General features: G+C 63.5%; 15 protein-coding genes and 3 tRNA genes. 11 read left to right on the forward strand and 7 right to left on the reverse strand.

All coding sequences use genetic code 11. The features are described from left to right. Positions 1-10 precede the first annotated feature (10 nt). Genes F8A10_RS12535 through F8A10_RS12550 form a run of 4 tightly spaced genes read left to right on the forward strand, consistent with a single transcriptional unit; the run spans position 11 to position 4570 of the window. Positions 11-1525, forward strand: a complete 1515-nt coding sequence (locus F8A10_RS12535) for an ABC transporter ATP-binding protein (RefSeq protein ID WP_152367508.1) — start codon at positions 11-13, stop codon at positions 1523-1525. Further along, complete coding sequence (locus tag F8A10_RS12540; RefSeq protein WP_152367509.1) at positions 1512-2582, forward strand: ABC transporter permease; 1071 nt, start codon at positions 1512-1514, stop codon at positions 2580-2582. Before F8A10_RS12535 ends, F8A10_RS12540 begins: the two co-directional genes overlap by 14 nt. Next, on the forward strand, positions 2579-3469 hold the full coding sequence (locus F8A10_RS12545) for an ABC transporter permease (protein ID WP_152367510.1): 891 nt from the start codon (positions 2579-2581) through the stop codon (positions 3467-3469). Before F8A10_RS12540 ends, F8A10_RS12545 begins: the two co-directional genes overlap by 4 nt. Positions 3470-3493: 24 nt before the next feature. After that, positions 3494-4570, forward strand: coding sequence for a BMP family ABC transporter substrate-binding protein (locus F8A10_RS12550; protein WP_010397397.1), 1077 nt, complete (start codon positions 3494-3496; stop codon positions 4568-4570). Between the two features lie 141 nt (positions 4571-4711). Here the strand turns inward: F8A10_RS12550 and F8A10_RS12555 are convergent, their stop codons facing one another. From F8A10_RS12555 to F8A10_RS12570, 4 genes are all read right to left on the reverse strand, one after another. Continuing rightward, the gene (locus tag F8A10_RS12555; RefSeq protein WP_010397399.1) at positions 4712-4945 is read right to left on the reverse strand and encodes an acyl carrier protein; all 234 of its coding nucleotides are present in this window, start codon (positions 4943-4945) and stop codon (positions 4712-4714) included. A gap of 136 nt (positions 4946-5081) precedes the next feature. Further along, positions 5082-5819, reverse strand: a complete 738-nt coding sequence (gene fabG, locus F8A10_RS12560; protein WP_010397401.1) for a 3-oxoacyl-ACP reductase FabG — start codon at positions 5817-5819, stop codon at positions 5082-5084. Positions 5820-5913: 94 nt separating this feature from the next. Continuing rightward, positions 5914-6840, reverse strand: coding sequence for an ACP S-malonyltransferase (fabD, locus tag F8A10_RS12565; RefSeq protein ID WP_085501878.1), 927 nt, complete (start codon positions 6838-6840; stop codon positions 5914-5916). Positions 6841-6912: 72 nt separating this feature from the next. Continuing rightward, positions 6913-8250, reverse strand: a complete 1338-nt coding sequence (locus F8A10_RS12570; protein WP_152367511.1) for an ATP-binding protein — start codon at positions 8248-8250, stop codon at positions 6913-6915. Positions 8251-8308: 58 nt separating this feature from the next. Here F8A10_RS12570 and F8A10_RS12575 point away from each other — a divergent pair, with 58 nt between their 5' ends. From F8A10_RS12575 to F8A10_RS12585, 4 genes are all read left to right on the forward strand, one after another. After that, positions 8309-9175, forward strand: a complete 867-nt coding sequence (locus F8A10_RS12575) for an MBL fold metallo-hydrolase (protein WP_010397407.1) — start codon at positions 8309-8311, stop codon at positions 9173-9175. Positions 9176-9276: 101 nt separating this feature from the next. Further along, positions 9277-9351, forward strand: a tRNA-Asn gene (locus F8A10_RS12580). Positions 9352-9470: 119 nt separating this feature from the next. Continuing rightward, the gene (locus F8A10_RS21910; RefSeq protein ID WP_369596700.1) at positions 9471-9752 is read left to right on the forward strand and encodes a DUF6538 domain-containing protein; all 282 of its coding nucleotides are present in this window, start codon (positions 9471-9473) and stop codon (positions 9750-9752) included. A gap of 77 nt (positions 9753-9829) precedes the next feature. Then, entirely contained in the window at positions 9830-10081 is a 252-nt protein-coding gene (locus tag F8A10_RS12585) for a hypothetical protein (protein ID WP_193668277.1), read from the forward strand. A 34-nt stretch (positions 10082-10115) separates the two neighbouring features. Here the strand turns inward: F8A10_RS12585 and F8A10_RS12590 are convergent. Continuing rightward, positions 10116-10190: transfer RNA gene (locus tag F8A10_RS12590), tRNA-Glu, on the reverse strand. Positions 10191-10270: 80 nt separating this feature from the next. After that, a complete protein-coding gene (locus F8A10_RS12595) occupies positions 10271-11485 on the reverse strand; it encodes a multidrug effflux MFS transporter (protein ID WP_029372237.1) in 1215 nt (404 codons plus the stop codon). 106 nt (positions 11486-11591) lie between these two features. Here F8A10_RS12595 and F8A10_RS12600 point away from each other — a divergent pair, with 106 nt between their 5' ends. Further along, entirely contained in the window at positions 11592-12014 is a 423-nt protein-coding gene (locus F8A10_RS12600; protein ID WP_085501873.1) for a DUF1489 family protein, read from the forward strand. A gap of 29 nt (positions 12015-12043) precedes the next feature. On the opposite strand, the gene F8A10_RS12605 is transcribed toward F8A10_RS12600, so the two are convergent. Beyond that, positions 12044-12117, reverse strand: a tRNA-Gly gene (locus F8A10_RS12605). Positions 12118-12369: 252 nt separating this feature from the next. Between F8A10_RS12605 and F8A10_RS12610 the strand changes: the two genes are divergently transcribed. After that, positions 12370-13659, forward strand: a complete 1290-nt coding sequence (locus F8A10_RS12610) for an efflux RND transporter periplasmic adaptor subunit (protein WP_010397416.1) — start codon at positions 12370-12372, stop codon at positions 13657-13659. A gap of 37 nt (positions 13660-13696) precedes the next feature. Continuing rightward, the gene (locus tag F8A10_RS12615; protein ID WP_152367513.1) at positions 13697-16819 is read left to right on the forward strand and encodes an efflux RND transporter permease subunit; all 3123 of its coding nucleotides are present in this window, start codon (positions 13697-13699) and stop codon (positions 16817-16819) included. Positions 16820-16861: the final 42 nt, after the last annotated feature.

Consider the following 16861-nt stretch of genomic DNA (forward strand, 5'->3'; position numbering starts at 1 on the left):
GCGCGCGACAGTGACGAATGTTTTCCAAGCAGAGGGCTTGGGCAAGACCTATCCCGGCGTGCGCGCCAATGATGATGTCTCTTTCACCGTCTCGGCGGGCGAGATTCACGCCCTGCTGGGCGAGAATGGCGCTGGCAAATCAACGCTGGTCAAAATGATCTACGGGCTGGTGCGGCCAGATGAGGGGCGGATGCTCCTGCTGGACGCACCCTATGCGCCGCATGACCCAAAGGCTGCACGTGCCGCCGGGGTTGCCATGGTGTTTCAGCATTTTTCGCTGTTCGAGGCGCTGACGGTTGCCGAGAATATCGCGCTGGGGATGGAAAACCCGCCGCCACGCGCTGAACTGTCGCGCCGGATCGCCGAGCTGTCGCAGGGTTATGGCCTGCCGCTGAATCCGGCCCGTCGCATCGCCGCCCTGTCGGCGGGCGAGCGTCAGCGGGTCGAGATCCTGCGCTGCCTTTTGCAGAACCCGCGCCTGCTGATCATGGACGAGCCGACCTCGGTCCTGACCCCGCAAGAGGCCGAGATCCTGTTTGCCACCCTGCGCCAACTGGCCGAAGCAGGCACGGCGATCCTGTATATCAGCCACAAGCTGGAAGAGATCCGCAGCCATTGCGACCGCGCCACCATTCTGCGTCAGGGCAAGGTGATGGGCACGGTTAACCCCCGCGCCCACTCTGCCCGCGAACTGGCCGCGATGATGGTCGGTGCAGAAATGCGGGTGGTGGATAGGTCGGGCCGCAAGCCAGGTGCGCCAGTGCTTGAGGTACGCAACCTTTCCCTGCCCTCGGGTGATGGCATGGCGCTAAAGGATGTCGCCCTGACCCTGCGCAGCGGCGAAATCCTTGGCATCGGCGGCGTCGCCGGCAACGGGCAGGAAGAACTGCTCTCGGCCCTTTCGGGTGAGGCACCGACCGCGCCGGGCACCGTCACTCTTGAGGGCAAGGATCTGTCCCGGGCGGGTCCTGAACTGCGGCGGCGCGCGGGTCTTTTGGCCGTGCCCGAGGACCGTCTGGGTCATACCGCCGTACCTGAATTCAGTCTGACCGAAAACACGCTGCTGACCGGAACCTCGCGTCAGGGCCTTGCGCGCCATGGTCTGATCGACCGCAAGGCCGCGACGGATTTCGCCCGGCAGGTGATCCAAAGCTTTGACGTGCGCACCCCCGGCCCTGCCACAGCGGCAGGGGCTTTGTCCGGCGGAAATCTGCAAAAATTCGTCATCGGGCGCGAGGTGCTGGGCCACCCGCGCGTGCTGGTGGTGAACCAGCCGACATGGGGCGTGGATGCCGGGGCCGCGGCCTCGATCCGGCAGGCTCTGCTGGATCTTGCCGCCGAAGGCGCGGGGGTGATCGTCATCAGCCAGGACCTGGATGAATTGCTGGAGCTCTCTGACCGTTTCTGCGCCCTGAATCAGGGACGGCTTTCAAACCCGCATCCGACCGACGGGCTGACGATCGACGAAATCGGGCTGATGCTTGGCGGCGCGCACGGCATGGAGGTCGCACATGTTCAGGCTTGAGCCCCGCGCCTCGGCCCCGCTGCTTTGGCAGGTGGTGACACCGCTTCTTGCGGTGCTGGCGACGATCATTGTCGGAGGCGCGTTGTTTGCCGCCATGGGCTTTGACCCGGTGGCCTCGATCCGCACCATCTTTTGGGACCCGCTGTTCGGCCCCGCCGCGGGCTATTCACGCCCGCAACTGCTGGTCAAGGCTGGGCCGCTGATCCTGATCGCCTCGGGTCTGGCGCTGGGGTTCCGCGCCGGGATCTGGAATATCGGCGCCGAGGGCCAGTATATCATCGGCGCGATCAGCGGCGCGGCCGTCGCGCTGGCTGCCTATCCGCTAGAGGCCCATTGGATCTTTCCCGCCATGATCCTCGCAGGTGCGGCGGGGGGCTGGGCCTGGGGTATGATCCCGGCCATGCTGCGCAACTGGTTCGGCGCATCAGAGATCCTCGTTTCGCTGATGCTCGTCTATGTCGCGCAGCGTATCGCGGCATGGATGGCCTTTGGCCCGATGAAAAACCCCGAAGGCTTTAACTTTCCCGGCTCGCGCAACCTTCAGCAATACGAATCCGCCTCGAACCCAGAGCTGATCGCCAATTCCGGCCTGCACTGGGGCGGCGTAGCTGCCGTGCTGGCTCTGGCGGCGACCTGGTTCATCATGTCGCGCCACATCCTGGGCTTTCACATCCGCACTGCTGGTGCAGCTCCGCGCGCTGCGCGCTTTGCCGGTGTCAGGCCGGAACGACTGGTGGCGCTGTGCCTTGGCGTCTCGGGCGCGCTTGCCGGGCTTGCCGGGCTGTTCGAGGTCGCAGGCCCGGGCGGACAGATCACCGAAAGCTTTGGTTCAGGCTACGGGTTCACCGCGATCATCGTCGCCTTTCTTGGCCGGCTGCATCCCTTGGGAATCCTGTTGGCAGGGCTGTTGCTGGCCCTGACCTATATCGGCGGAGAGCTGGCGCAGATGATGCTGAACCTGCCCGCCGCCACGGTACAGGTGTTTCAGGGGATGCTGCTCTTTTTCCTGCTGGGGTTTGACATCCTGACCCGCTACCGCATCCGGAGGCGCGCATGATGATCGACCCGCTTTCCGTTTTTATCCTGCTGCTTGGCGCGGCAACCCCCATCCTTTTCGCCGCGCTTGGCGAATTGGTGGTCGAGCGTGCGGGCGTGCTGAACCTTGGCGTCGAGGGCATGATGATCACTGGCGCGTTGGCAGGCTTTGCCGCCGCCCATGCCAGCGATAGCCCGGCGCTTGGTTTTGTTGCCGCCGCCATTGCTGGCATGGCAGTCTCGATGACATTCGCGGCGCTGACACAGTTCCTGCTTTCCAATCAGGTGGCGACCGGGCTGGCGCTGACACTTTTCGGACTGGGCCTGACAGCACTGTTCGGCAAACCCTATGAGGGCGTGAAGGCCCCGGCAATCATGCCCGGTCCCCTTGGGCTGAACTGGATGATCTGGCTTGGCATGGCGCTGGTGCCGCTGATCTGGTGGTTTCTTACCCGAACCCGACCCGGCCTGATCCTGCGTGCGGTTGGCGAAAACCACGACGCAGCCCATGCCCTGGGCTATCCGGTGCGGCTGGTGCGCATCCTCGCCATCGGCTTTGGCGGCGCGCTTGCCGGGATGGGCGGGGCCTATATCTCGATCGCTACGGTTTTGCAGTGGACCGAGGGCATGACCGCCGGTGCGGGCTGGATCGCGCTTGCCATCGTGGTCTTTGCGCAGTGGAACCCCTGGGGGGTGCTTGCCGGCGCATGGCTCTTTGGCGGCGTGACGGTGCTGCAACTGCGCCTGCAGGCGGCGGGTGTCGCGGTGCCGGTGCAACTGCTGTCGATGGCGCCTTATCTCGCCACGATCATCGTGCTGGTGCTGATCTCGGCCCGGCAGAAGTTCGGCCGCTCGGGCGCGGGGGCTGCCCCCGCAAGCCTGGGCCGGCCCTTCTACGCCCTGAAATAAAGACCAACCCGCAAGGAGCATGACATGAAACGCAGAACCCTTCTTGGCAGCGCCGCGGCGCTGATGGCCAGTTCGGCCCTGCCCGCCTTCGCGCAGGAGGAAAAGCTGAAGGTAGGCTTCATCTATGTCGGCCCGGTGGGCGACGGGGGCTGGACCTATCAGCACGATCTGGCCCGGCAGGCGATCGAAAAGGAATATGGCGACCGGATCGAGACCACCTACATCGAATCGGTGCCCGAAGGGGCAGATGCCGAACGCGCCCTGACCCAGCTTGCGCTGGCCGGCAACAAGCTGATCTTTGCCACCAGCTTTGGCTTTATGGACGCGGTGATCAACGTCGCCAAGAAATTCCCGGACGTGAAGTTCGAGCACGCCACCGGCTACAAGCGTGCCGAGAACGTGGCCACCTATGACGCCCGCTTCTACGAAGGGCGTGCGGTACTTGGCACCATTGCCGGGCGCATGACCAAGTCGAACAAGATCGGCTATATCGGCTCTTTCCCGATCCCCGAGGTCATTCAGGGCATCAACTCGGCCTATATCCACGCCAAGAAGGTCAACCCCGATGTCGAGATGAAGGTGGTCTGGGCCTACACTTGGTTCGACCCCGCGAAAGAGGCCGACGCAGCCGCAGCCCTGATTGCCGAGGGCGTGGACGTCTTTATGCAGCACACCGATTCGACTGCGCCGCTTGCCAAGGCGCAAGAGGCGGGAGCATTCGGATTTGGTCAGGCGTCGGACATGACGAATTTCGCGCCCAAGCCTCGCGTCGCCTCGATCATCGACAACTGGTCGCCCTATTACATCAAGCGCGTCGGAGAGGCTTTGGACGGGACCTGGAAATCGCACGGCGTCTGGCTGGGCATCGGTGATGGCGAAGTGGTGATCGGCGACATTACCGAAGCGGTCCCGCCCGAGGTGAAGGAAGAGGCGCTGGCCCTGCGCGACAAGATCGCCTCAGGCGAGTACCACCCCTTCACCGGCCCGCTGAACAAGCAGGATGGCTCTGCTTGGTTGGCCGAAGGTCAGACCGCAAGTGATGAAGAACTGGCAAGCCTCAATTTCTACGTCGAGGGCATCACCGCCCCGATGCCCAAGTAAGGACAGAAGCCAAGGGCCGGATCAAAGCCCCGGCCCTTTTTCTTTGACGGCACCCAAAGGCCGCACAGCCTTCTGCCCGGATATGAAAAGGGCGGCGCTTCCGTACTGGAAGCACCGCCCCGAAAATCTCTCAAGGCTGGATCAGACCGCGCCCTGGATGAACTTCACCGCGTCGCCAAAGGTCTGGATGGTTTCGGCGGCATCATCCGGGATCTCGATCCCGAACTCTTCTTCGAACGCCATGACCAGTTCGACGGTATCCAGCGAATCGGCGCCGAGATCGTCGATGAACGAGGCGGTTTCCGTCACCTTGTCCTCATCGACACCCAGGTGCTCGACGACAATTTTCTTCACGCGATCAGCGATATCGCTCATATCTCTTCCTCGTTTTCGCGGGCAGTCCGCCCAGATGTTCCAGCGATTGCCGGTCATAGCCCAGGGCGGTTCCCCTGCAGGCTTGCTTGCGGGATATAGCACGCGAACGTGATCTTGCAACCCGCATAAACCACCTTCAGATCATCGCCATGCCGCCGTTGACATGCAGCGTGGCGCCCGTGACATAGCCTGCCCCGGGGCTGGCCAGATATAGCACAGCGGCGGCGATTTCCTGGGCAGAGCCCATGCGACCGGCAGGAATCTGCCCAAGGATCCGGCCCTTTTGCTCATCGTTCAGCTTGTCGGTCATCGCGGTCTCGATAAAGCCCGGCGCAACACAGTTCACCGTGATCCCGCGCGAGGCGACTTCATAGGCAAGGCTCTTTGACATGCCGACAAGCCCCGCCTTGGCAGCAGCGTAATTGCCCTGCCCGGGATTACCAGTACTCCCCACGACCGAGCCGATACTCACGATCCGGCCCCAGCGCGCCTTCATCATGCCGCGCAGCACAGCCCGGCAGAGCCGGAAACTCGACGTCAGATTGACCTCAAGCACCTGCGCCCATTCCTCGTCGGACATGCGCATGAAAAGGTTGTCGCGGGTGATGCCGGCATTGTTGACCAGAATATCGACCGATCCCATGGCCTCGGCTGCCGCCCTGGGCAGGGCCTCAACCGCGGCAGCGTCAGCAAGGTTGGCGGTGACGACATGTGTCCGCTCACCCAGCTTTTCAGCCAGCTCCCGCAACGGCGCCTCGCGGGTGCCCGACAGCGCCACCGTCGCCCCGGCAGCATGCAGCGCCTCGGCAACAGCACTGCCAATTCCGCCCGACGCGCCGGTCACAAGGGCGTTCTTGCCCGTCAGATCAAACATCCCAAAGCCTCTTCTTCCGTGTTCAAATATCCCGGGGGAACGCCTGACCGGCCCCATCAAGGGGCCGGTCAGGCGGGGGGCAGAGCCCCCGCTCTTATTCCTTCAGCGCAGCGATATCCGCAGGCGTCCCGACATTGCGGGTCACCGCTTCCTTCGAGATACGCTTGATCATCCCAGACAGCGCCTTACCAGCGCCAATCTCCCAAAACTCGGTCACACCAGCCCCGGCAAGGAATTCAATCGACTCACGCCAGCGCACCGCGCCGGTCACCTGCTCGACCAGCAGTCGCCGGATCGCGCCCGGCTCGGTCACCGGCTCGGCACGGACATTGGCGACCAGGGGCACAGCCGGGGCGGCAATCTCGACCGCCGCCAACGCCTCGGCCATCGCCGCCGCAGCCGGCTGCATCAAGGCCGAGTGGAAAGGCGCAGAAACAGGCAGCATCAGCGCGCGCTTGGCACCCCGCTCTTTCGCCAAGGCCGCCGCACGCTCGACCGCCTCTTTATGGCCCGAGATCACCACCTGCGCGGGATCATTATCATTGGCCGCCTGACAAACCTCGCCCTCGGCCGCGTCGCGCGCGATCTGGTCCACAGCGGCAAAATCAAGCCCAAGGATCGCTGCCATTGCGCCTTGACCGACCGGCACGGCCTCTTGCATCGCCTGACCACGCAGGCGCAACAGACGCGCCGTATCGGCAAGGCTCAGCGCGCCTGCCGCGCACAGCGCCGAATATTCGCCCAAGGAATGTCCTGCGACGAAATCCGCGTCCGAAATGCCAAAGCCCTCGGCCTCAAGCGCGCGAAAGGCCGCGATCGAGGTTGCCATCAACGCCGGCTGGGCGTTCCGCGTCAGGGTCAGCGTCTCGATATCGCCATTCCAGATCAGGTCCGAGAGGCTTTCGCCCAATGCCTCATCCACCTCGGCAAAGACCTCGCTCGCTGCCGGATAGGCCTCGGCCAGTTCGCGCCCCATGCCAATGACCTGTGCACCCTGCCCCGGAAATACGAATGCCCGCATTGCGGTTTTCCTTCTGTCTTATGTCTTTCCAACAGCCTTAACTTGCGCGGGGTTGCCTCGCAACTGCGCCGCTTAGCGCGGAATCACAATCTCGGCTCGCAGGCCGCCCAGCCGCTCGCCCTGCCCCAACCGCAACTGCCCGCCATGGGCTCGGGCAATATCGGCGGCTATCGACAGACCCAACCCTACGCCCTGACCACGATTCTGGTTGCGGGCTGGGTCAAGGCGCGTAAAGGGGCGCAGCGCCTCTTCCCGCCGTTCAGGAGGGATGCCGGGTCCGTCATCCTCGATCGAGATGCGGAAATAGCTGGGCCCCAAAGCTGCCTCGACCTCGGCGCGGTCACCATAACGCACGGCATTGCCGATCAGGTTCTCGACCGCTCGGCGCAGACTGTCGCGACGAAAGGTCGCCCGCCCGGACTGATCGCCAGCCGCCGAGTGCAGGACGACATCCTGCCCACCGCGCTGTGCGTCAGCGACGATGCCACGAACAAAGTCCAGTGCCGGTACCGGCTCGGGCGGCGCGTCTTGCGCCGCGTCGCGCGCGTGATCCAGAAAGGCGTCAACCATGGTGCCCATAGCCGCGACATCGCTTTCCAGCGCCGCGATCTCGTCCGGCTCGGGCGGGTAATCAGGGCTCAGCATCGACAGTCCCAGCCGCAACCGGGTCAGCGGAGTTCTCAGGTCGTGGCTCACGCCCGAGAGCATCTGTTTGCGCTGCTCATTCTGACGTTCTATCCGGGCGCGCATCTCAAGAAATGCGGTGCCCGCGCTGCGAATTTCGGTAGCGCCTGCAGGCCGATAGGGGATGATGCGTCCCTTGCCATATTCCTCGGCCGCGCGGGCCAGCCGACGGATCGGGCGCAGCTGATTGCGCAGAAACACCGTCGCAATCGCGGTCATCAGCAGCGAGGTGCCGGTCATCAGCACCAGCAGCTGATGCGGGTTCGAGGCACTGACCCGCAATCGCGGGAAAGCCAGCTGATAATAGCCCCAACGACCCTGCAGGGTAACGCGCACCTCGCGCCGGTGGCTCAGATCGACGCTGCGCACAGCGGGCACCCGCTCATGCAGCTCGGCGATCACCACCCGACCCGAAAGGTCATAAAGCGCCCGCCACTCGGTCCCCGGCTCTGCCGGCAGAACGAGCTCCAGCCCCAGAGGTGCCGCGATCTCGCGCCCCGCCACACGCGCCGCCGCCTCATCGGGCGCGGCCTCGATGCGCGATGCGACCAGCGCCACCTCATGCGCCATGCCAGAGGTCATCTGCCGCGTCACATCTTCGAAATGGCGCTGCAGGAACATGACGGTGACCACAACCGTCACCACTACGACCGGCAGGAACAGGATCAGCGCCGCCCGCCCGTAAAGACCGCGCGGCATCGTCCGCTTCAGCCAGTCGAAATTCATCGCCTCCTGCCTTCCCGCACCCTTGGAATCCGGGTGCTGTGGCGGCTAGATTACCTCCATGACCAGCGTCGAGAAAGCCCTGCGGGTAATAACCGCCAACAATCCCTCGCCCCTGACCGGACCGGGCACCAACACCTTTCTGCTGGGGCATGAGCGAATCGCCGTGATCGACCCCGGCCCCGATCTGCCCGAACATCGCGAGGCAATTCTGGCCGCTGCTGGCGCCGGCCGTATCAGCCATATCCTCGTCACCCATGCCCATCTTGATCATTCCGAAGGGGCCCGTGCGTTGGCACAGACCACAGGCGCCCCGATTCTGGGCTTTGGCCCTGCCGAATCCGGTCGTTCGGCAGTAATGGAGCGGCTGGCACGCGAAGGCGCAATCGACGGAGGCGAAGGGCTGGACCGCGATTTCGCCCCCGATATCCCGCTGGCCGACGGCGCAGTGATCGAGACCGATGAATGGCGCCTTACCGCAATCCACACCCCGGGCCATTTCGCCGGCCATCTGGCCTTTCGTCATGACGAAACCATCTTTTGCGGCGATGTGGTAATGGGCTGGTCCTCGACCATCATTTCCCCTCCGGACGGGGATCTGGCGGACTACTTCCGCACGCTCGCACGCCTTGCTTCGGCCGGTGCTTCGCAATTGCTGCCCGCGCATGGCGAGGCAATCCACGATCCTGCCGCCCGGCTGGCCGAGCTTGCCGCCCATCGGCGTGAGCGCACGGCACAAATCCTTGCGGCCCTGAGCCGCTCCCCCGCCACGGCCGAAAATCTCGCGCAGCAGATTTATGAGATTCCCCCGGCCCTGCTGCCCGCCGCGACACGCAACGTGCTGGCGCATCTGATTGCGCTGCACGAACTGGGTGCGGTCTCAACCCCGGGGCTGATCGCTTCGGACGCAATATTTTCAGCACGTTAATCCAATTTCCGTCCGAGCCGCAAAGAATTTCTCGCGCAGTTAAAAAAATGCGCAAACCCTCTGGACGACCTCAAAAAGCAAGGCTATACACCGCCCCGTGTTCCGGCGTAGCTCAGCGGTAGAGCAGTTGACTGTTAATCAATTGGTCGTAGGTTCGATCCCTACCGCCGGAGCCATTTTCCCTTAAGCTGCTGAAGCCTTGATCAAACTGCCCCCTCGGGCGGGTTTGATATACAGGCATGATGCACGTAAGTCTTTGATGCGCATCGCGAACGGCTCTTAAACGGAGACGTTCTTGACCCTTGCCGCCCACCTCGTTCGACGCGCTGCAACCTATTGTTGGCGGCGCAGACTGCCTGCGGCGCTTGGTGCAAAAGTTCTGCTGATAAGCCTTCGCACAAGTGACCCTGCCCGCGCCCGTAGGCTTGGCCCTCTGGTGACAGCCGAGAGCAACCGCGCCTTCGATGATTTCGCCGCCGGAAAGGCGGATTACGAGGCCGTTTGGCCCATCTACAGATGGTCATCCGCCGTGAGGGCATGGATTTGCCCGCAGAAATGGCCCCAAAGCCTGCGATAGCCCGTGCTGAGTCTATCCCCGCCCCACGTAAGGCCGATCCTTACGGCCCCTCAATTAAGGCCCTTGTCAGGCGCTTGATGGATCAAAAACAGGCGCAAGGCATGTCAGAAGCACAAATAGGCCAAATGACCAAGGTTTATGTCCTATTCAGTGAGATTACGGGCATTCGAGACATTCGGCAGATAAAACAAGCCCCTATCGCGCAGTTCGTGGCCGCGCTGCGTCAGCTTGATCCACCCCCATTTACCGGGTTGCCGCTCGGGTCGCTTACGCAATGCATTGCAGACCTGCAAATGCACGACCAAAGCCAGCCTCACGGAAGGCTCTGAATTCGACAGGCTGGTCAGGAGAGGTAGGATAGAATGGCAGCCCGTAGGGGAGTCGAACCCCTCTTTTCAGGTTGAAAACCTGACGTCCTAACCGATAGACGAACGGGCCGCAGCCGGGCTGCTCTTTAGGACAGCACGCGCCGCGCCGCAAGAGGTATCGGCGTATTCTTCTGTGGACAACTTTTCCGCTTAGCTGTCGCGAACCCGCCGCATCAGGACCAGCGCCAGAGACGAACAGATCAGCGTCGCCAGAACGATCGGCCGCGCCGTCCCGTCATAGAGCAGCCCGATCGGAGCCGCGATCACCACCGCCCCCAGCGTCGAGACCGCCCCCACGACCGAGGCCGCCATCCCCGCGACATGCCCCATACGCTGCAAGGCCATGGCGTTAAGGTTGCCAAAGGTCACGCCGGCCATAAAGAACACGCTGACCGCCCAGAAAAAGAATGCCGGAAACCGCAATGCCTCGGGCAAAAGATCCCCAAAGATCAGCACCACCATTACCGCTGACACCACGACCTGCATCTGATAGGCCATACGCACGATCCGCCGCATTCCCAGCCGCACAACATAGCGCGCGTTCAGGACCGTCCCGCTGCCTGAAAGCAGCGCCATGGCGGCAAACCACAGCGGGAAACGATCCCCAGTGCCATATGTGTTCACGAAAAGCTGCTGGGCTGAGCTTAGCAGCGCAAACATCTGGCCAAAGCCCAGCGTCATCACCAGCGTGACCAGTTGCACCTGACCATTCCCCAGAACCTCGCGCGCCGCATCGATAAGGTTGCGCAGGTTCAGGGGACGGCGCGCCTCGGCCGGCAGGGTCTCGGGGCGACGCAGATTCATCCACAGGCTGCCGATCAGCGCCAGTACCACGAAAGAGCCAAAGACCCCGCGCCAGCCGACAAAATAGATCACCACCGCGCCGACAGAGGGCGCGACCGCAGGGATGAGGATAAAGATCATCATGACAAAGCTGGTGATCCGCGCCATCTCACGACCCTGATAAAGATCGCGCACCATAGCCACTGCAACGATGCGCGGGGCGGCGGCGCCAAGCCCCTGAACAAAGCGCGCAGCAAGCAGCAGCGTCAGCGAATCGGCAAAGATCGCAGCAATGGCGGCCAGGGCATAAAGCGCAAAACCCGCCGTGATCACCGGCTTACGCCCAAAGGCGTCGGACAGCGGCCCGCCGACAAGCAGCCCCAGCCCCATACCACCCACAAATGCGGTCAGGACCAGTTGGGCCCGGTTCACATCCTGAGGCGTCAGCGCCGCAGCGATCTCGGGCAGTGCAGGCAGCATCGAATCAATCGAAAATGCGATGACGGCAAAGATCAGCGCCAGCATCGCGATGAACTCCGGCTGGGATTGCCCGGCGGCCGGTCGTGCGGAGGGATGAGACATGGGGCATTCCAAATATTGGACACCCGGGCGTACCGCCGGGGGCCGTGTGGATCAAGACCTGCCGTCCTCTGGTTGCGCCCGCCCGCCGGCGGGATATATCTGACGCATGAGCGCATCCCTGAACCTGATGAAACTCTGCGTCGGCTGCGATGATCCAGCCGAGCTGGCCGCCTGGCAAAAGCACCGCTACGGCGGCGGCCCGGCCCGCCATGTCACCCGCATGTGGCCCAAGCGCGAGGCCGAACTTTTGAATGGCGGCTCGATCTATTGGGTGTTCAAGGGTGTCATGCAGGCCCGCCAGCGCATCCTTGAGCTGCAGGAGATTCAGGGCGACGACGGCATCCGCCGCTGCGCCCTCGTGCTTGATCCGGTGCTGGTCCGGGTCGCCTCGGTGCCGCGTCGCCCTTTCCAGGGCTGGCGATACCTGCCCGGCAGCGACGCCCCGCCCGACCTGCCAGCTGGCCGTGAGGATGAGCCGAATCTACCGCCCGACATCGCCCGCGCGCTTGCCGAAATGGGCCTGCGCTAGCGACGCGTATCCAGACAATGGAGGGCGGTTGGAGCGGGTGAAGGGAATCGAACCCTCGTCTTCAGCTTGGGAAGCTGCGGCTCTACCATTGAGCTACACCCGCGAGGCCCCGCCTGATTACTGTCTCAGCACACCCGCCGCAAGACCAATCTGCACCGCAGACCCGCCGACAACAATTAACGACAAATGCTATGCAGTTTCTGGGTTGCCTGAATCCAGATGGGCGGTAAGAATGACCCCTCTTTCGACCTTCCCCAAAGCAAGGCTCAGGACGCCCGCACGACGATTTTGGGATTGATCATCGATCGTTAACCTGTTCGTTATGCTGGCGTCTGCACATGTCCGGAGCAAGATGATGTTCGCGCTGTCGCGCCGCGTGGCGATTTCCGTGATCCTTTCGCTTGGAACGGGGCTCGTCCCTGTATCCACTCTCGCACAGGACCCCTCGCAGATGCCGCCACCGCCGGTGACGGTGGTAACTCTGCGTGCCGAGGACGTGCCTCTGACCACCACACTGCCGGGCCGCGTCACCGCCTCGGCCGAGGCCGAGGTCCGGCCGCAGGTCAACGGCATCGTCACCGAGCGCCTGTTTGAGGAAGGCAGCCGCGTCAAGGTCGGCGATCCGCTGTTCCGTATAGACGCGACCACCTATCAGGCTGCCGTGGCGCAGGCCGAAGCCGCCGTTGCCCAGGCGCGCGCGCAGGCCGATGCAGCCCGTCGCGAGGCCGAACGTGTCGGTGCGCTGCGTGACCGCCGTGTCGCCAGCGAAAGCTCGACCGACAACGCCATTGCCGCCCGCGATTCAGCCGAGGCCGCGGTCAAGGTCGCCGAGGCGCAGCTGCAAACCGCCCGTATCGAGCTTGAGCGCACCACCATCCGCGCCGAGCTGGATGGCGAGATCGGCCTTGCCCAGACCAGTCAGGGCGCGCTGGTGACCGCCAGCCAGCCGACGCCGCTGGCAGTGATCCGCAAGCTGGACCCGGTGCATGTCGATGTGACGCAATCGGCAGCCGAGCTGATCCGCTTCCGCCGCGAAATGGCCGCGCAGGGAGCCGAGCATATGGCCGAGCGCAAGGTGACGCTCCGCCTTGCCGATGGCACCGAATACGCCCATCAGGGCACGCTGACCGCAGCCGAGCCCTATGTGAACGAGACGACCGGCGTGGTCACGCTGCGGCTGTCTTTTGCCAACCCCGAAAGCATCCTGCTGCCCGGCATGTATGTTCAGGCGGTGGTGCAGCAGGCGACGGCGCGCAATGTCGTTCTGGCTCCGCAAGAAGGTGTCGCCCGCGACCGGCGCGGCCAGCCCATCGCCCTTGTGGTCAATGCAGACAATGTTGTCGAGCAGCGCCAACTGACCATCCTGCAGGATATGGGCAACAAATGGGTCGTCAGCAAAGGGCTGAATGACGGTGACCGCATCGTGGTCGAAGGGCTGCAAAAGATCGGCCCCGGTATGACCGTCACGCCGGAAGAGCGTCAGCCCCCCGCCGCCGAGGGTGAAGCCGCCCCGGCCACCGCCGAAAATGCCGCCACGCCGCAGGGTGGCGAGGGCGAAAATGCCCCCGCCGAGGCTGATGCCCCCACCGAAACCGAAGCAGGAAACGCGGACGCACAGGCCGCTGAGGCTCAGCCGGCGAACTGAACCCGGCCCCGCGAGAGAACAGCACAGGGAACCGCACATGGCCCGCTTCTTTATCGACCGTCCGGTCTTTGCCTGGGTGATCTCGATCCTGATCATGGGGCTGGGGCTGCTGTCGATCATCAACCTGCCGGTGGCGCAATATCCCCAGATCGCACCGCCTTCGGTTACCATCCGCGCCACCTATCCGGGCGCCTCGGCCGATACGGTCGCAAACACCGTCACCCAGATCATCGAACAGCAGATGACCGGGCTGGATGGGTTGCGCTATTTCTCGTCAAGTTCGTCCTCGGCCGGAACTTCGACTACAACCCTGACCTTTGAGACCGGGACCGATCCCGACATCGCTCAGGTGCAGGTACAAAACAAGCTGGCGCAAGCCACGGCGCTGCTGCCTGAACCGGTGCAGCGTCAGGGGATCACGGTCGAGAAATCGGCATCGGGATTCCTCATGGTCATCGGTCTGACTTCTTCGGATGACCGTTATGAACAGGTGGACCTTGCGGACTATCTGATCTCGAACCTCGTCAACGACCTCAGCAGGGTCGAGGGCGTGGGTTCGGTGCAGGTCTTTGGTGCGCAATATGCAATGCGGATCTGGCTGGATCCGTCAAAGCTTGCGGCCTATGAACTGACGCCTTCGGACGTGGTTGCTGCGGTCTCGGCTGAAAACGCACAGATCTCGGCAGGCTCGTTTGGCAGCCAGCCTTCGCCCAGGGGGCAGATGCTGAACGCGACCATCACCGCGCAATCGCTGCTGTCGACGCCCGAGGATTTCGAACAGATCGTCCTGCGCGCCGAGGCGGACGGCGGGCTGATCCTGCTCAAGGACGTAGCGCGGGTCGAGATCGGGGCCGAGGACTATATGACCAACGCCCGCTACAACGGCCAGCCGGCCTCGGGCCTTGCGATCAGCCTTGCCTCGGGCGCAAACGCGCTCGACACCGCCGAACGGGTCAAGGAGCGGATGGAGGAATTTTCCCGCTTTTTCCCCGAAGGCATGGAATACGTCATCCCCTTCGACACCACGCCCTTCGTGCTGATCTCGATCGAAGAGGTGGTCAAGACGCTGGTCGAGGCGATCATCCTCGTGTTCTTCGTCATGCTGCTGTTTTTGCAGAACTGGCGCGCGACGCTGATCCCGACTCTGGCGGTGCCGGTCGTGCTTCTGGGCACTTTCGGCGTACTGGCGGCGCTTGGCTTTACAATCAACACGCTGACCATGCTTGCCATGGTGCTGGCCATCGGCCTGCTGGTCGACGACGCTATCGTCGTGGTCGAGAACGTCGAACGCATCATGGAGGAAGAGGGGCTTGAACCGCGTGAGGCCACCAGGAAAAGCATGGGACAGATCACCGGCGCCCTGATCGGCATCGCGCTGGTTCTGTCGGCCGTATTCGTGCCCATGGCCTTCTTTGGCGGTTCGACCGGCGTGATCTACAAACAGTTCGCCATTACCATCGCCTCGGCCATGGGTCTGTCAGTGGTGGTCGCGCTGACCCTGACACCCGCGCTTTGCGCCACGCTGCTGCGCAATGAGCATGGTCACAAAAGCCGCGGTATCTTTGGCCTCTTCAATCGCAATTTCGATCGCACCATGAACGGATACGGCCAGTCGGTCAGCTGGCTGATCCGCCGTCCGCTGCGGATGATGGTGATCTATCTGTGCATCGGTGCGGCCATGGTGATGCTGTTCCTGCGCACCCCCACGGGCTTTCTGCCTGACGAAGATCAGGGCATCATGTTCGTGCTGATCCAGGGACCAACCGGAGCCACGATCGAACGCACCGATGCGGTGATCGACCAGGTCCAGAACTATTTCGCCAGCAACGAATCCGAAAACATCGATTCCTTCTTTGGCGTCTCGGGCTTCAGCTTCGCCGGGTCGGGTCAGAACATGGGGATCGCCTTCCTGCGGCTGAAGGACTGGGAAGAGCGGCCCGATCCCGGCCAATCGGTGCAGGCCATCGCGCAGCGGGCTTTCCCGGCGCTGATGGGTATCCGGGATGCACTGGTCTTCCCGATCGTGCCCCCCTCGGTGATCGAGCTTGGCAACGTCTCGGGCTTTGACTTCTACCTGCAGGCACGGGGCGGCCAGACGCATGAGCAGCTGCTTGATGCGCGCAACCAGCTTCTTGGCATGTCGGGCCAGGATGGGCGTATAGCGCAAGCCCGGCCGAACGGGCTTGAGGATGCGGCGCAATATCACCTCGATATCGACTGGCGGAAAGCCGGAGCGATGGGCGTGACGGCGACCGATGTGGGCAGCTTGCTGTCCGTGGCCTGGGCCGGACGTTATGTGAACGACTTCATCGACCGTGGCCGGATCAAGCGCGTCTATGTTCAGGGCGATTCCGATTCGCGTTCGCTGCCGACCGATATCGACAAGTGGCGGGTGCGGAACAATTCGGGCGGGCTCGTGCCCTTCTCGAACTTCGCCGTGGGACGATGGAGCTATGGTCCGCAGGGCCTTGACCGCTACAACGGCGTGCCCGCCATGCAGATTCAGGGCAGCCCGGGGCCGGGGGTTTCCAGCGGTCAGGCCATGGCTGCCATCGAAGAGCTGGCCGCCCAGCTACCCGCCGGCTTCAACGTCGCATGGACCGGCCTGTCGCTGGAGGAGCAGCAGGCAGGTAACCAGACCTTGCTGCTTTATAGCCTGTCGCTGGCCGTCGTGTTCCTGTGCCTTGCTGCGCTTTATGAAAGCTGGTCGATCCCCTTTGCGGTCATGCTTGCCATGCCGATCGGGGTGTTGGGGGCGCTGATCGGCGCATGGCTTGGCGGCTTTGACAACGGTGTCTTCTTCCAGGTCGGCCTGCTGACGGTGATCGGTCTGACCGGCAAGAACGCCATCCTGATCGTCGAGTTCGCCCGCGAACAGGCCGAGGCCGGCAAACCGCTTTACGAAGCGGTGGTCGAGGCGGCGCGCCAGCGTTTCCGCCCGATTATCATGACCTCGGTCGCCTTCTCGCTGGGTGTGCTGCCGCTGGTGCTTTCAACCGGCGCGGGCGCCAACGGGCGCAACACCATCGGTGCAACGGTGCTGGGCGGGACAATTTCTGCCACCGTGCTGGGCGTATTGTTCGTGCCGCTGTTCTTTGTGCTGGTGCGCCGCGCCCTTGGCCGGCCCGACCAGCGCCAGCCCGCCAGCGCCAAGGCCTGATATAATCCGGGGTCGGCGGGCCGCCCCCGGACTGCCTTTCAC

This window comes from Paracoccus kondratievae (genome assembly GCF_009301415.1).
GTDB classification, from domain to species: domain Bacteria; phylum Pseudomonadota; class Alphaproteobacteria; order Rhodobacterales; family Rhodobacteraceae; genus Paracoccus; species Paracoccus kondratievae.

Excerpts from the sequence above, each read along its gene's own strand:
- F8A10_RS12540 (WP_152367509.1), top strand. The coding sequence starts at position 1,512 with ATGTTCAGGCTTGAGCCCCGCGCCTCGGCCCCGCTGCTTTGGCAGGTG.
- F8A10_RS12545 (WP_152367510.1), top strand. The coding sequence starts at position 2,579 with ATGATGATCGACCCGCTTTCCGTTTTTATCCTGCTGCTTGGCGCGGCA.
- F8A10_RS12550 (WP_010397397.1), top strand. The coding sequence starts at position 3,494 with ATGAAACGCAGAACCCTTCTTGGCAGCGCCGCGGCGCTGATGGCCAGT.
- F8A10_RS12555 (WP_010397399.1), bottom strand. The coding sequence starts at position 4,945 with ATGAGCGATATCGCTGATCGCGTGAAGAAAATTGTCGTCGAGCACCTG.
- fabG (WP_010397401.1), bottom strand. The coding sequence starts at position 5,819 with ATGTTTGATCTGACGGGCAAGAACGCCCTTGTGACCGGCGCGTCGGGC.
- fabD (WP_085501878.1), bottom strand. The coding sequence starts at position 6,840 with ATGCGGGCATTCGTATTTCCGGGGCAGGGTGCACAGGTCATTGGCATG.
- F8A10_RS12570 (WP_152367511.1), bottom strand. The coding sequence starts at position 8,250 with ATGAATTTCGACTGGCTGAAGCGGACGATGCCGCGCGGTCTTTACGGG.
- F8A10_RS12575 (WP_010397407.1), top strand. The coding sequence starts at position 8,309 with ATGACCAGCGTCGAGAAAGCCCTGCGGGTAATAACCGCCAACAATCCC.
- F8A10_RS12585 (WP_193668277.1), top strand. The coding sequence starts at position 9,830 with ATGGATCAAAAACAGGCGCAAGGCATGTCAGAAGCACAAATAGGCCAA.
- F8A10_RS12595 (WP_029372237.1), bottom strand. The coding sequence starts at position 11,485 with ATGTCTCATCCCTCCGCACGACCGGCCGCCGGGCAATCCCAGCCGGAG.
- F8A10_RS12600 (WP_085501873.1), top strand. The coding sequence starts at position 11,592 with ATGAGCGCATCCCTGAACCTGATGAAACTCTGCGTCGGCTGCGATGAT.
- F8A10_RS12610 (WP_010397416.1), top strand. The coding sequence starts at position 12,370 with ATGTTCGCGCTGTCGCGCCGCGTGGCGATTTCCGTGATCCTTTCGCTT.
- F8A10_RS12615 (WP_152367513.1), top strand. The coding sequence starts at position 13,697 with ATGGCCCGCTTCTTTATCGACCGTCCGGTCTTTGCCTGGGTGATCTCG.